This is a genomic window from Micromonospora sp. NPDC049523 (assembly GCF_040676775.1).
GTDB lineage: Bacteria > Actinomycetota > Actinomycetes > Mycobacteriales > Micromonosporaceae > Micromonospora_G.
In genome coordinates, this window is the sequence record NZ_JBFAPP010000012.1 from 101,297 (window position 1) to 116,265 (window position 14,969).

General features: G+C 66.2%; 9 protein-coding genes and 1 pseudogene. 9 read left to right on the forward strand and 1 reads right to left on the reverse strand.

Annotation, left to right across the window (positions count from 1 at the left end; translation table 11 throughout):
- The first annotated feature begins 19 nt into the window (after window positions 1-19).
- The 3 genes from pdxT to AB0J90_RS20300 all read left to right on the forward strand — a co-directional run bounded on the left by pdxT (window position 20) and on the right by AB0J90_RS20300 (window position 3,035).
- Window positions 20-625 carry a pyridoxal 5'-phosphate synthase glutaminase subunit PdxT gene (gene pdxT / locus AB0J90_RS20290; RefSeq protein ID WP_363597972.1) on the forward strand — a complete coding sequence of 202 codons (606 nt, stop codon included), beginning with the start codon at window positions 20-22 and terminating at the stop codon, window positions 623-625.
- 285 nt (window positions 626-910) lie between these two features.
- Complete coding sequence (locus AB0J90_RS20295) at window positions 911-1,660, forward strand: YebC/PmpR family DNA-binding transcriptional regulator (protein ID WP_363597974.1); 750 nt, start codon at window positions 911-913, stop codon at window positions 1,658-1,660.
- A 193-nt stretch (window positions 1,661-1,853) separates the two neighbouring features.
- Window positions 1,854-3,035, forward strand: a complete 1,182-nt coding sequence (locus AB0J90_RS20300; protein ID WP_363597976.1) for a low temperature requirement protein A — start codon at window positions 1,854-1,856, stop codon at window positions 3,033-3,035.
- A 44-nt stretch (window positions 3,036-3,079) separates the two neighbouring features.
- Here AB0J90_RS20300 and AB0J90_RS20305 read toward each other — a convergent pair whose 3' ends face one another.
- The gene (locus tag AB0J90_RS20305; RefSeq protein ID WP_363597978.1) at window positions 3,080-4,978 is read right to left on the reverse strand and encodes a LamG-like jellyroll fold domain-containing protein; all 1,899 of its coding nucleotides are present in this window, start codon (window positions 4,976-4,978) and stop codon (window positions 3,080-3,082) included.
- 192 nt (window positions 4,979-5,170) lie between these two features.
- Here AB0J90_RS20305 and AB0J90_RS20310 point away from each other — a divergent pair.
- The 6 genes and pseudogenes from AB0J90_RS20310 to pglX form a co-directional block, all read left to right on the forward strand.
- A pseudogene (locus tag AB0J90_RS20310) lies at window positions 5,171-5,443 on the forward strand (Scr1 family TA system antitoxin-like transcriptional regulator); the annotation flags it as partial.
- A complete protein-coding gene (locus tag AB0J90_RS20315; RefSeq protein WP_363597980.1) occupies window positions 5,433-5,615 on the forward strand; it encodes a DUF397 domain-containing protein in 183 nt (60 codons plus the stop codon). The pseudogene AB0J90_RS20310 and the gene AB0J90_RS20315, both read left to right, overlap by 11 nt.
- Window positions 5,616-6,048: 433 nt before the next feature.
- Window positions 6,049-6,363 (forward strand): hypothetical protein, encoded by a 315-nt coding sequence (locus AB0J90_RS20320; protein WP_363597982.1) that lies wholly within the window; start codon window positions 6,049-6,051, stop codon window positions 6,361-6,363.
- A 262-nt stretch (window positions 6,364-6,625) separates the two neighbouring features.
- Window positions 6,626-6,838, forward strand: a complete 213-nt coding sequence (locus tag AB0J90_RS20325; protein WP_363597984.1) for a hypothetical protein — start codon at window positions 6,626-6,628, stop codon at window positions 6,836-6,838.
- 136 nt (window positions 6,839-6,974) lie between these two features.
- The gene (gene pglW, locus AB0J90_RS20330) at window positions 6,975-11,297 is read left to right on the forward strand and encodes a BREX system serine/threonine kinase PglW (RefSeq protein WP_363597986.1); all 4,323 of its coding nucleotides are present in this window, start codon (window positions 6,975-6,977) and stop codon (window positions 11,295-11,297) included.
- A gap of 16 nt (window positions 11,298-11,313) precedes the next feature.
- Window positions 11,314-14,964, forward strand: a complete 3,651-nt coding sequence (gene pglX, locus AB0J90_RS20335) for a BREX-2 system adenine-specific DNA-methyltransferase PglX (protein ID WP_363597988.1) — start codon at window positions 11,314-11,316, stop codon at window positions 14,962-14,964.
- The last annotated feature ends 5 nt before the right edge of the window (window positions 14,965-14,969 follow it).

Here is a 14,969-nt window from a genome sequence, read left to right on the forward strand (position 1 = left end):
TAACCATCGGGGGCGGCAGATGACCACCATCGGCGTGCTCGCGTTGCAGGGTGACGTACGCGAGCACCTGCTGGCCCTGGCCAGCACCGACGACGCGATCGCCCGGCCGATTCGGCGGCCCTCGGAGCTGGACGACGTCGACGCCCTGGTCATCCCGGGCGGCGAGTCCACCACGATGAGCAAGCTGGTCGCCGAGTTCGAACTGCTCGACCCGATCCGCAAACGCATCACCGACGGCATGCCGGTCTACGGCTCCTGCGCCGGCATGATCATGCTGGCGACCGAGGTGCTCGACGGGCGACCCGACCAGCGCGGCTTCGACGGCATCGAGATGACCGTCCGGCGCAACGCGTTCGGCCGGCAGGTCGACTCGTTCGAGGCCCCGGTGGAGATCACCGGCGTGCCCGGTCCCCGGTTCGACGCCGTTTTCATCCGGGCTCCCTGGGTGGAGCGGGTGGGCGACGGGGTGCAGGTGCTGGGCCGGGTCACCGAGGGTCCGGCGGCGAACCGGATCGTCGCGGTACGGCAGGGCAACCTGCTGGCCACCTCGTTCCACCCGGAGCTGACCGGGGATCTGCGGGTGCACCAGTACTTCGTGGACCTGGTCCGGGAAGCGACCGCCTGAGCCGCTGCGCCGGCATCGTCGGCGGGGTCGGCGCGGCGGGCGTCGGGCGGCTTGCGACGCCGCCGTCCGAGGGCTTGCAACGCCGCCGCCTGACGGGGTGTGACGGCCGGGCGGGTCGCGCCGGTAGGATTGCCGGGTTCGGCCGGGCAGTCTGCTCCAATCGCCTTCCGCCCAGAGCCGACAGCGGATCTTCACCCGGCCTGATTGTCGCGAAATCGGCGATATCGCCGGGAAGATGAGCGGGCAGTCGACTGTTGACGCGTGGGTTAGCGACGGAGGTAACAGATGTCCGGCCACTCAAAGTGGGCGACGACCAAGCACAAGAAGGCGGTCATCGACGCCAAGCGCGGCAAGATGTTCGCCAAGTTGATCAAGAACGTCGAGGTTGCGGCGCGTACCGGCGGCGGTGACCCGACCGGCAACCCGACCCTCTACGACGCCATCCAGAAGGCGAAGAAGAGCTCGGTCCCGAACGACAACATCGACCGTGCGGTCAAGCGCGGGTCCGGCCTGGAGGCCGGCGGCGCCGACTGGCAGACGGTGATGTACGAGGGCTACGGTCCCAACGGCGTCGCGCTGCTGATCGAGTGCCTCACCGACAACCGCAACCGGGCCGCGACCGAGGTACGCACGGCGCTCACCCGCAACGGCGGCTCGCTCGCCGATGCCGGATCGGTGTCGTACATGTTCACCCGCAAGGGCGTGGTGATCGTGCCGAAGGCGGGCCTGACCGAGGACGACGTGCTGCTCGCGGTCCTCGACGCCGGTGCCGAAGAGGTCAACGACCTGGGCGAGGCGTTCGAGGTCATCTCCGAGCCGACCGACCTGGTCGCGGTCCGCACCGCGCTACAGGAAGCCGGCATGGAGTACGAGTCGGCCGAGTCGTCGCTGGTCCCGAGCGTCACCATCCCGCTCGAGGAGGACGGCGCGCGGAAGATCTTCAAGCTGATCGATGCGCTGGAGGACTCCGACGACGTGCAGAACGTCTACGGCAACTTCGACATCTCCGACGAGGTCATGGCCGCCGTCGACTGAGCCACGTCGACCGGAGTCCGCGTCGACTGATCCATCAAGCAGCCAGGTCGAGCCTCACGGTTCGACCTGGCTGCTTCGTGCTGAGCGGGACGCGAGCCGTGCTCGTTACCGTCGGTGGGCAATGGAAGCTGTAGGTGTTTCGTACTATTAGCGCGAGAGGGGGTATTTTGTCTAGCTGCGACTGTGGCGGCCGGTGACCGTCGACCGGGCGGTGGGGTTGAACCGCCAGGCCGGCGGGCCCCAGCGGGCCACCCTGCTGGAGTTGTTCCTCGATCTCGTCTTCGTCGCCGCGCTCGCCCTGACCTCGCAGAAGCTTGCCACCGACCTGAGCTGGACCGGCGCCTTCCAAAGCCTGGTGCTGCTGATGGCGGTCTGGTGGGTCTGGTCGGTCACCGCCCTGACCACCGACCTGTACCTGACCCAGCACCCGCCGATCTACCCCATGACCATCTCGGTCATGTTCGGCACCCTGCTGATGGCCGCCGCACTGCCCGCCGCCTTCAGCCACAGCGCCGCCGTCTTCGCGGGCGCGTACGTGGCGATCCACCTCGGTCGAAGCCTCTTCCTGACCCCGGCACTACAGGGCCGGGAAGTACGCCGGCACGCCGGCCGCTTCTTCTTCTGGTTCCTCGTCTCGGCCGTACCGTGGCTGGTCGGAGCCGTTGTGGCGGGCACCGCGCGCGGGCTGCTGTGGGCGTTCGCGCTCGCCGTCGACTACACGGCGGCGCTGCTGCGTTATCCCACCCCGTGGCTCGGTCGCGTGCCCAGGCCGCAGTACCGATTGGCGGCCGAACACCTGGCCGAGCGCTACCAGCAGTTCTTCACCCTCGCCCTGGGTGATCTGATCCTGGTCACCAGCCTGACGTACGCCGGGACCGGTTTCGCCCCGGCCCGGACCGCCGCGTTCGTGGTCGGCTTCGCCAACGCGGTGCTGCTCTGGCAGATCTACGTCCAGCGCGCCGGAGCGCTGTTGCAGGCGGCCATCGAGTCCTCCCGTGACCCCGGCCGCCTCATGCGGTCCGCGCCCTACACCCACCTGCTGATGGTGGCCGGTGTGGTCGCCTCCGCGGCCGGAGCGGAAGCCGTCATCCACCATCCCACCGGTGACTCCGCAGCGGGAATGGTCGGTGTCCTGTTCGGCGGGCCGGTGCTGTTCCTGCTCGGCCGGGCCAGATTCGAGTACGAGGTGTTCAGCCGGGTGTCCCCGTCCCGGTGGATAGCACTGCTCGTGCTGGTGATCGCCGCACCGATCATGGTCTTCCTGCCGCCGCTCGGGATCGCGATCGCGGCCACCCTCGTCCTGACCGGGGTCGCCGTGGCCGACGTCCTCCGGGCACGCGGCCGTCCACCCGAGTCCCCGTCACCCGCGATCTAGGGGTGGACGGCGGTCGTCCCGCCGTCCACCCGAAGACGCCGCCGTCAGGCGGTGGCGTTCATGAAGCGGGCCACCGGCAGTGCGTGGTCGACGATGCGTACGTCACCGAGCCAGCCGTAGAAGCCCTGCTCGATCAGCCGGTCGTAGTGGTACGCGCCGAAGAACCACGGCTCACCCGAGGTGGCCAACCCGATCGCCGGCGTGCTCGGGTTGCGCAGCAGCGGGGCGCCGTCGACGTACAGGACGGTGTGCTGGCCGTCGTTGACGACCGCGACGTGGAACCACTCACCGGTGCGCATCTCGTGGCCCCAGTTGGTGGAGATGTCGTCCTGGTTGGTCGGGAAGACCGCCCACTGCAACGCCATCCCGTCCGACAGTGACAGCGTCGCCAGCGGTTCCGCCGGGTCGCCACCGGTCTTGCCGGCGTCGGCACCCGCACCGAACCGGCTGACCACGCTCATCCAGGCGTGGTTGGTCGACTTGGCGTCGGCGGGGAGCTTGACGAACGCCTCGATCGTGTAGCCGCCGGTGAACGTCATCGTGTTCATCGGCGCGGCGTCGCCCGTACGCAGGTAGGCGCCCCGGGCCGGCTTCTTGCCGCCGGCGAACTGGAGGCTCGACCGGGTCGGTTGGGCCGGGTGGTGCTCGGCCGACCAGCGCAGCGCGGTGGCGTCACTGCCGGCGAGGGTGACCCGGGTCAGGTCGTTGCCGTTGCCGGAGAGGTCGATGACCCGGTATCCATCGGGGACGGTGGCACCGTCGGTCGCCGACTGGTCGAACCGCCAGTAGCCGACGGTTCCCTTGACCAGCATTTCCTTGACCGGGCGGACCGGCGGCACGGGCACCGGGGCGAAGCCGGCGAACCGGGCCGGGAAGTCGATCGCGAGGCTGAACCGGTCGGCGGGGCCGGTCAGCTCGATCTCGCCCTGCTCCAGCGGGTTGCGCCGCTCGGCGACCTTGCCGAGGATCCACGGCGACAGCGTCTCCACGTCGATCGTGTTCCGGGCCAGGTCGAAGTGGTAGAGCCGGATCATCGCGCTGCCGCCGTAGTAGCGGTCCTGGTAGTCGGTGACGTGCACATGCACGTCGTGCCCGGCCGTGTTGGTGAGCACGGTCCGCCCCGACGGCCAGTAGTGCCCGTTGAGGGTCAGGAAGATCTGGTCGCTGTCCTTGACCAGGTTGTTCCAGAGCGACTGGCCGTAGGCCGACAACGTGGCCTTGCCGGCCGCGTCGGCCGACGCGACCTCGTGGGTGGTGAGGATCGCCGGCGTACGCGGGTGCGCGGCAAGAACCTGCTTCGCCCAGGCGATGGTGCCGGCCGAAGCCCGCCAGTCCAGCGCGAAGACGAGCCACTCCCGGCCGGCGGCGCGTACGAGATGGTAGGTGTTGTAGCCGTCGGGGGTGGACCCGCCGAACGTGGACAGGGGAGCGAACCGCGACGGCGGGAAGACGTCTAGGTAGGCGCTCGGCCCGCGCTGGTCGTCCGTACGCGAGTCGATGTCATGGTTGCCGGCGAGCACGCTGTACGGCATCTTGCGCTTGTCGAAGATCTCGAAGACCTTGCCCGCGGCGGTCAGCTCGGACGCGGCGGCGTTCTCCACCACGTCCCCGAGGTGCGCGGCGAAGACGATGTTGTGCTCCTCGCGGTGGTCGAGGATGTAGCGCAGGCTCGCGGTCAGCGGGGCCGGGTCACCCCGGTCACCGTCGAAGAGATACTGCGTGTCCGGGATGACGGCGATGGTGAAGCGCGGGTTCTCCGGGTCGACCTTGCCGCTGCCGGCGGTGGCGGTTACCGAGTCGGCGGCGAGGGCGGGCTGCGCGGCGACACCGAGCACACCGGCAGCCGCCGCGCCCGCACCGACCAGGCCGGCACCCCGCAGGAACGTACGGCGACTGGCGGCGCCCGGAACGGGCGAAAGGGAATTATCAATAGGCTCTTGCATGCTCAGGGCTCCCAGATGTGACGAAGGTTCGCGCACATTAGGGGCGACAGCTTCGAACGATGATCACCAGCACGGGCAACGCCAGCCGAACGCCGAGTGAAGTATCCGCAGCTACAGCGGCTGCACCCGCCCCATGATCTCGAAGAGTTCGGCCGGCTCTGGCGCGCCGAACCCTCCCGGATCATTGGCTACGGGGTGACGGTCCTGCCCCTGAATGACGGACTGGGCCGCTGGGCGATGATCGGGCAGTTCGCGATCCTGGACTTCGCCACCGAGGACGTCCGAGAGCCGGAACCGGCGACCGTTTACATGGATGGTCCGTGCGGCGCGGTCTACCTCGACAAGCCGTATGAGATCGCGACCCACGAAGACGCTTGGCGCTCGCTCACCGAGCAGGCGCTTGGTCCGGAAGAATCCAGGGAGTCGATCGCATCGATAGCCAAGGAGTTCAACAGTGCGTACTGACGGCGTCGGGCGTAAGTCGACTCGCTCCCGTGGCGAGGGCAACTGCGTCGAGGTGGCTGGGCTGGCCGGTGTGATCTCCGTTCGTGACAGCAAGGACCAGGCCGGGCCGGTGCTCGCGTTCCCCGACAACGCGTGGCGGGCGTTCCTCGCCGACCAGCCCCACCAGAGCTGACTCGCCCGTGACGGTGTGCGTCGTGGTATCCGCGCGGGTGGGCGACGCACACCAGTCGATGATCCACGTGCGCTGAGCTGTCGAAAGACCCGCCTCACCGACAGCCCAGCGCGCGTGGATCATGGCGGCTGTGGCGATTTGTTGCCCCTCTGGGGCAGTTAGTCGTCACAGCCCGAGGTGCTAGGTCGTTGATGCCGTCGGCGGGTGGGTCGGCGTGAGTCCGTACAAGATCAGCCTTTTTCTTGGCGGGCGACCCTTTGCAGGGCGGATCCGTGGTGGCTGCGTGATGGACCGAGCGAGGCCGCCGCCGGCGGCCGACACCGCCTTCGAGGCATTCGTGAAGTCGGCCTGGTGGCGCCGTCTCCGGCTGGCGATCCTGCTGGCCGGACACCGCTGGTAGGCCGAGGAACTGCTACACGACGGTCTGGTCAGGATGTACGAGCGGTGGCGCAAGCGGTCACGACACGACGACCTGCATGCGTACCTGCGGAAGGTGCTGACCAACAACCACACCTCGATGTGGCGGCGGCGCACCTTCACCGCGGTCGCCGCCACGAAGTCACTCAACCCGCCGCGCGGCGCCTGCGGGTCCGGGTTCGCCAGATCCTGCACCAATCGCTCGGCCAGCATCCGCCGACGCTCGACGTCCTGCCAGTGCCGGGCGACCGATTGTCCCTATCAGCGGTCCGCCGACGCCACCCGGCCCAGCGACAACACCCCCGGATCATGCGTACGACAGGGGCAGTAAGTCACACCGGGCCGGGCGACCGAGGGTCCCCGGCTGGGGACGATCAGAAAGGTAACGGGTCGCGTTCCAGAGGAACGCGACCGACGTGGCACGCCCCGCCCGATCCCATCCGCTGCGGAGTACGACGTCACGCAGCAAAGGGAGTCATCAAGTGTGAGAGTCCGTCCAGCCCCATGGAGGGCTCGACCGGACGCGGTCGTGATGTTCATGGCCGAGTGTGCGGCACGCGTCGAACGCAAAGCGCAGTCACTCGGACGGTGGCGTGGCGCGGCTGTTCGCCGAGTTGCGTGCCGTCCGGTCGAAGTTCGAGTCCGTCGAGGTCAAGCCAGTCACCGCCGGCGGTTTGCTGTCGGCTGCCGATCGGGGTGACCAGCAGGATCAGCCGACCGGTTCCATACTTCTAGTCACGGTCCTCGACCTCGATGATATCGCCGACGTTGAGCATCGCGATCACGCCCGTCCGGCAGGCCGGTAGGTGGCAGCGGTTCGCTACGCCGCTCCAGAGAGCCACCCGATATGTAGCCATCCGTACGATTAGTGTTATTCGATGCCTGGGAATGTCGCCGTGGACACCGATACCCGGTGCGCGCGAGCGGTTGACAACTGCCAGGATGGACGACGATTACTTGCTGTTGGGTGTGGAGGACGACGTGACCGCTGGACCGGGCCGCTGGAACCAGTCGGGACCGTCGGAGTTCCCGTGGGAGCAAGACGCGCTTGACCACATCCGCAACCTGATGCCGGACGCCGAGCCCTATCGGGCATGGGCGACGTTCTCCTTCACCGCGGCAACCGGGCATGTGCGCGAAGTGGACCTGTTGGTCGCCGTACCCGCCGGGCTCTTTCTCATCGAGATCAAGAGCCACCCCGGGCGGTTGACCAACCGCGGCGGCACCTGGCTGTTTCGTGCTCCAGACCGGACACGCAGCATCGACAACCCGCTGCACCTGACAGATCGCAAGTCCAAGGAGATGAAGAGCCGCCTGGAATGGGCCGCTGGCAAGCTCCGTGTCCGTGAGCAAGTGCCGTTCATCAACCCAGCGGTGTTCCTGTCCGCTCCCGGACTCCGCAGCGAGTTGGACGAGCAACAAAAGATCAAGGTGTACGGATGCAACGACCGTACGACCGGGTTGCCGAAGATCTGGGATGACCTTCTCGATCTGCCGCCGCAGAGTGAGCGGCGGCGAGTGACGCCCGCGTTCTCCCGCCAGCTGCCACGGCTGATGCGAGAGGTCGGGATCGCCGCCGCGCAGGCTCACCTGAGGCTGGGCAGGTGGCAGCTCGATCCGCGCACGATCGAGTCCGGCACCTGGTGGCAGGACCGTCTGGCGCGGGACGAGTTGATCCGTGACGATCAGCGGCGGGCGCGGATCTACCTGTCCGGGTTCCAGGCCAGTGGCGAGAAGCGGCGTGCCGTGGAGCGCGCTGCCCAGCGCGGATACGCCGCTCTGCGTGGCCTCAACCATCGGGGAATCGTCCACGCCGTCGATTACTCCATCCATGACGCCGGGCCGGCGGTGCTTTTCGAGCACCGGGAGACGGACGTGCCGCTCGACCGCTTCATGGATGCGCACGGCGAGACTCTCGACATCGCTGATCGGCTCGAAATGGTGCGCCAGGTGGCGGAAGCGCTCGACTACGCCCACCGCCGGCATCTGTTCCACCGGGCGCTCGGGGCCCGGTCCGTCTGGGTGAGCACCCGGTCGGACGGCCGCAAGCCGGAGCTGCGGATCGGCGACTGGGAAGTGGCGACTAGGCCCTCGGAGACGACCGGTCTTGGCAGCCTGGAGACCTCGAACCCGGCGAGCATGGACGTACCCGTCTCCACACGCGTCTATTTGGCTCCAGAGTTCGGTCAGGCCGATGCGGATCCGCTCGGCATGGATGTCTACGGGCTCGGCGCGATCAGCCATCTGATCGTGACGGGCAAGCCGCCGGCACCCTCGCTCCGTGAGGTCGAAGTCCGGCTCGGGGCCGACGGTGGGCTGATGCCCTCGACGTTGGTTGACGGACTGCCCGCGGCGTTGGACGAACTGGTGTGGGATGCGACTCACCCGGTGTCGGGAGACCGAATCGATGCGACGCCGGACGTCAGCACCTTCCTCGCACGCCTGGACCAGGTGTGGGAGGAACTGACCCGACCAGACGACGATCTTGAAGAGCCGGACGCCCTGGAGGTCGAGCCGGGGCAGCGCCTCGACGGCGACTGGGTCGTGACGAAGGTACTGGGTACCGGCTCGACAGCACGAGCGTTGTTGGTGACCAGGCGTCGGGAGCCGGAGGGCAGCAGCGAGCCGGAGGAGAGCCGCGTCTACAAGGTCGCGCTCGACGAGGACAAGGCTGCCCGCCTCCACGACGAGGCGGCCGTGCTGCGGCGGGTCGAACGCGACCCGCGGATCGTCAAGATCTATGACGGCCCGTTCTCGCTGGGTCGCCACACCGCGATCGCCGTGGAACAGGCGGGTCAGGGCTCCCTCGGGCACCGGCTACGCACCGAGGGGCCGTGCACCAGTCATGAGCTGGAGCGCTTCGGCGACGACTTGTTCGTCGCGTTGGACCACCTCGCGGGCGAGAAAGTCTGGCATCGAGACCTCAAACCCGACAATCTGGGGGTACGCCGTCGCAAGGACCGCTCGCAGCAGTTGGTCCTGTTCGACTTCTCCCTATCGCGGGCACCGGAGCGAGACATCGAGGTCGGCACTCGGGCCTACCTCGACCCATTCCTGGGAGAGCCGCGGAGACCTGTTTACGACGCTCACGCCGAGTGGTATGCGGCGGCCGTTACGCTGCACGAGATGGCGTCCGGCGAGCGTCCGGTCTGGGGCGATGGCATCACGAACCCGAACTTCACCCAGGAGGAGGAGACGCCGGCCCTCGCAGCCGAGGTCTTCGAGCCGTCCCTCCGTGAAGGGCTGATCGCCTTCTTCAACCGGGCGCTGCACCGCGATGCGGAGCGCCGGTTCACCACTTTGCGGGAGATGCAGGACGCCTGGCGGGCCGTCTTCACCGGTCTCGACGCCCAGCGCCCACCGACTACCGCCGCCACGTCTGGTGACATCGCCGATTCGACCGACGAGGCGCGCGACGCGGCAGCGGCCCGCGCAACACTGGAGACGCCGCTTGCCGCAGCCGGGCTCTCTCCTCGTGCGGTCGAGGCTGCCGCGTCGCTGGGCGCGCAGACAGTCGGCGAGCTGTTGGCCGTCCCTCCGTTCAAGGTGACGAAGGTCCGTGGCGTCGGGCGCACCATCCGAAGCGAGTTGTCCCGGCGGGCACGACAGTGGCGCTTGCTCGCTGCGACCGCGAACGACTTGGGTACGACCTCTTCCAACGGCCCTGTCGAAGATCCCGTCGCATTGATCGGGCACCTCGACGACCTGGTCGAATCGCTGCTGGCGGACGACAGCGATCAGGCAGATGCGGTGCGCACGATGCTTGTGCTCCCAAACAACGCCGGTGACCTGCCCAGGGTGCCGTTCTGGCCCAAGCAGAGCGAGGTCATCAACGCGCTCGGCGCCACCGAGTCAACGGTTTCGCCGCGCCTGCGCGACGCGGTCGACTCATGGGCAGCCGACGAGCGGGTCGCCGGCATTCGCTCCTCGCTTGTCGACGTGCTCTCAGAATCAGGTCGAGTCATGGAGGCACGCGAACTGACAGGGGAGATCCTTGCCCGGTGGGGTGCACGCGTCGAGAAGGAGACCCACCGGATCGCGTACGCCCTCGCGATGGTGCGTATCGCGGCTGAGGCCGAAACCCACGAGGTGGAGCCCAGGCTCATCGCCGAACGGAGCCGAGGCCGAGCCCGGGACCACGAACGAATTTTGGTTGCGCTCCAGGCCCCGGACGGATCGGGGCTGCCGGGAGCTTCGGAACTGATCGCCTACGCGGCCAGCCTGGGCAGTTGCGCCGACGTGCTCGCGGCGGCGGACCCATTGCACGCGCCGACGGCAGTCTTGCGAGAGCTGCGAGCCGTACGCGCTCCGGAAGGCAATCCACCGCTGCCGGACAGCCGCCTGGTCGCACTGGCCGCCGCAGCATCGACACGTGCGGCGGCAACCGCGCGATTGGAGATCTACCCGACCGACCTGAACCTTGCCCGTGCGCTGAGGATGACCCAGGCCGCCATCAACCCCGGCCCCGATGGGCTCGACCCCGACGAACTGGTGGCGCGGTTGCGGAGCCGCTTCCCTGCACAGCGGTTGCCCGGCGGGGAACCCACACCACTGCAAATCGAAGATGCGTTGCGGGAGGCCGGCTTCGAGTTCGAGTACGCCGACGGTCGTTTCCGACGCAAGGCGCCGGCTCCGACCCTGTCAGCTCTGACAGCGTCAACGGCTGCTCCGGCGCACCGCGCGCAGCCGGCCGACGAGACAAGTCTTGTCGTGCTCGAAAGGCTCGACAGCGCGGTACAGCGTGGCGGGTTCCTGACCTTGAACGTCCGTCTCAAGGACGCGCCGGACGCGGCAGCGCTGGTCGAGGCCAGGTTCGGAATACCGACAATTGACGTCGGGGCGGAGTTCGTCGCCACGCTCAAGTCCGTCGCCGATGAACATGGCCGGCCATGGAACGACGTGCTGCGCGCCGACGAGCGATTCAGCCAAACCGGGATCATGCCCCGGGGATTCGCCGACTTCGTCGAGGAGACATGGCAGCGGGTCAACGGTCGGCTCAGCGCCCTCTCCGGTACGGTGCTGCTACACGATGCGGGGGCATTCGCGCGATACCCGGGCGGACGCGACGTGTTGGTGTTGGTGCAGCGCGCCGCCCGGTCTGGTGTCGGTGGCCCGTCCGGGCTGTGGCTGCTGTGTCCGACCCAGGCGTCGAAAGATCGGCCGGTGCTGGACAACCTCGTGATCGAAGTCCTGGAGAACGAGTGGATCGAGTTGCCCTCATCGCTGCTGGCCAGTTGGCGGGTGGAGATGCGGGTGGCAGCCTGATGGGGAGTGGCGCGGCGTGAGCCTGTTGAGTGATCTTCAAGCCCAGATGCGTCGGCTCACCGAAGACCTTCGGGAACGCAGCGAGCAAGAGCCGTTCGCACAGCAACTTGCCGCAGAGCACCGCGCGGCAGCGAAACCGCCGTCTCCCGAGTCTCCCCGCACAGCCCTGAGCTTCGCGGCCTGGCGCGAAGACCGCATCGAACAGGCTGCCGTCGCCTGGGTGCTGTCGACAGTGTTCGTACGCTTCTGCGAGGACAACAAGCTAGTCGACCTGCCGTGGATTGCCGGACCCGGCGAACGCCTGGATCTGGCCGTCGAGCGCGCTGAGGAACGTGCCCGAGACCATCCCGATCAGACCGACCGGGACTGGCTCGAACTCGCGTTCACGGCGCTGACTAGCTCACCGGTCGCAGCCGGCCTATTCGACCGGGCGCACAACCCGCTCTGGACGATCACGCCCTCACACGAAGGCGCAAAGGAACTCCTCAATTTCTGGCGTCGACGTGGCGCTGACGGTGCGCTCGTGCACGACTTCACCGGCTGGGACACGCGTAACCTCGGCCAGCTATACCAGGAGCTGTCCGAGCACGCAAAGAACACCTACGCGCTGTTACAGACCCCCGAGTTCGTCGAGAGCTTCATCCTCGACCTCACACTCGAACCGGCCATCGAAGAGTTTGGCCTGGAAGGTCTCCGCGTCATCGATCCCACCTGCGGGTCAGGCCACTTTCTCATCGGAGTATTTCGCCGACTGCTGGAGCACTGGCGTGTCAAGGCGCCCGCGGTGGATGATTGGAAGCTGATCAGGCGGTCCCTCGACTCCATCCACGGCGTTGACAAGAATCCGTTCGCAGCAGCCATCGCCCGTTTTCGACTGATGGTCGAGGCCATGCGCGAAGGTGGAGTCACCAGCCTCAACACCGATGTGGCCTTCCCGCTGCATATCGCTGTCGGAGACTCGCTCCTGCATGGCCGAGAAGCAGCCGGCGAGCAAACTGAACTCGTGTCCCGCCGCGAAGCGGCCGGGGAACAACCCACGCTGTTCTCCGACGGAGACGCAGCGCTACAACCCGACCCCCAGCACGACACCAGCCATCACTACGTCACTGAAGACGTGGCGGACTACATCAGGTCCGTCGACATCCTCGGTCGAAATAGCTACCACGTCGTGGTGGGAAATCCGCCATACATCACAGTCAAAGATAAGGCTGAGAATCGCAACTACCGCGAGGTATACGAGACGTGTGCCGGCGCTTATGCGCTCTCAGTGCCTTTCGCTGAGCGGTTCTTCAACCTTGCACGACGCGCCCATGGTGATCGAAAAGGTGCTGGATTCGTAGGGCAGATCACCGCCAACTCTTTCATGAAGCGGGAGTTCGGCAAGAAGCTGATCGTCGATTTTTTCGGCCAGCAGGTTGAGCTGACTCGCGTGATCGACACGTCAGGCGCCTTTATCCCCGGTCACGGCACTCCAACCGTCATTCTTGTTGGCCGTAATCAGGTTCCTCGCGAGACCTTGCCTGTCCACGCCGTTCTGGGTGTCCGGGGAGAGCCGGTGCAACCGGCCGATCCGGCGAAGGGATTCGTTTGGCAAGCGATCGTAAGTCAATACGATAGTCCAGGTAGCGAATCGGAATGGTTGACGGTGGCCGACCTTGATAGGGCTCGCCTTCGTCGCCACCCATGGTCCCTAGCTGGAGGTAGCGCATCCGACGTTATGGGCCTATTGGGAAAAGTCACGCGGCCACTATCTACCATGATCGATGCCGTCGGTTCTGGTGCTGTCACACGCGAGGACAGCGCGTACATGCTCGGCGCTGGGACGCTTCGTCGCGCAAAAATTCCAACCGAATTGACGAAGCCGCTCGTGGAGGGTGACAATACCCGCGAATGGCAGATAGCGGACGCCGCAGATGCGCTGTGGCCATATGATAGCGATCGCCTTCATGCAGTAGATCATCCCTTCGTAAATCGCCTTCTCTGGCCGATGCGAACCATTCTGCGGAGGCGCGTGGCATTTGGCAAAACTCAGGTAGAGCGAGATCTTCAGTGGTTTGAATACTCCATGTTCTTTGCGAACCGCTACTCCGTGCCACTGTCTATTGCATACGGCGAAGTCTCGACGCACAACCATTTTGTCTTGGATCGTGGGGGCAAAGTGTTCAGTCGCACGGCGCCTGTGATTAAGTTGCCGGCGGGGGAAACTGAAGATAAACACCTAGGGCTATTGGGAGTTCTGAATAGTTCTGTCGCCTGCTTTTGGCTCAAGCAGGTCAGCCATGACAAGGGGATCCGTGGCGAAGGTGGCGGTATCACCAGTTCTGACTGGGAGCGATTTTATCAGTTCAACGGCAAGAAAATCGAAAAGTTTCCGCTCCCCGAGGCTCTTCCAGTAGAGTTGGGGCGGGCGCTCGATTCGGTGGCGCTGTCACTCAGCCAGTTGGAACCGAAGAAAATTTGCGAGGATGGCCCGCCCACGAGGCATAGCCTGAACGCCGCGTTCTCATCGCAGAAGCGCCTACGGGCCCAGATGGTCGCCCTGCAAGAAGAGTTGGACTGGGAGTGCTATCGGCGATTTGGGCTGCTAACTGACGCCGAGGCAACGGGGCTTCTGGCTGACGTTGGAGACCTTCCGGAGATTCGGCTAGGTGAGCGTGCATTTGAAATCGTATTGGCACGGGCAATAGTCGCTGGCGAGGTCGAGTCACAGTGGTTCGCGCGCCACGGCTCAACGCCTGTCACGGATATTCCGGCGCACTGGCCGCCCGCTTATCAAGAAGTGGTACGGCGGCGGATCGATGTGATCGGCTGGCGGCGTGATCTCGCTTTAATTGAGCGACCGGAGTGTAAGCGTCGCTGGCAGTCCGAGCCTTGGGAGGCCCGGGAGCGTGAGGCGCTTCGGGGTTGGCTGTTGGAGAGATGCGAGGCCCGCAGGCTGTGGTTCGGCACTCGCGATGGCGAACTGGTTCCTCGTGTGAGGACCGTGAACCAGCTTGCTGGCGCGTTGGGCGAGGATGCGGACTTCGTTTCCGTGGCGGGTCTGTTGGGCGAGCATCTGGGCATGCCAGACGCGGATCTTGCTGTGCTGTTGAAGGCTCTTGTGGTCGATGAGCATGTGCCGTATCTGCCGGTGCTGCGCTACAAGGATTCGGGGCTACGCAAGCGGGACGAGTGGAAGTCCGTGTGGGCTCAGCAGCGGGAAGAGGACCATACCGGCGAGTTGCTGGAGATCGAGGTTCCGCAGAAGTACAACTCAGCGGATTTCGTGAAGCCTTCGTACTGGCGTAATCGAGGCAAGCTCGATATGCCCAAGGAGCAGTTCATCTCTTACCCGGGCGCGAACCCCGACGGTGATGGCTCGCTTCTTCTGGGCTGGGGCGGCTGGGATCACGCTCAGCAAGCCAGCGCATTGGCGGATCTGATCACCGAGCGGAGCGAGAACGACGGCTGGCCTACAGAGCGGATCTTGCCTCTGCTGGCCGGTTTGGCCGAGGTGATGCCGTGGGTTTGGCAGTGGCATCACGAAAAGGATGAAAACTGGGGCACCTCACCGGCGGAGGACTTCCAGGCGTTCCTGGATGACCACCGTCAACGACACGGCGTCACCCTGGAGGAGCTTCGTCAGTGGCGTCCGGCGTCAGGTAAGGCTGATCGGCGCAGATCGTAGGAGGC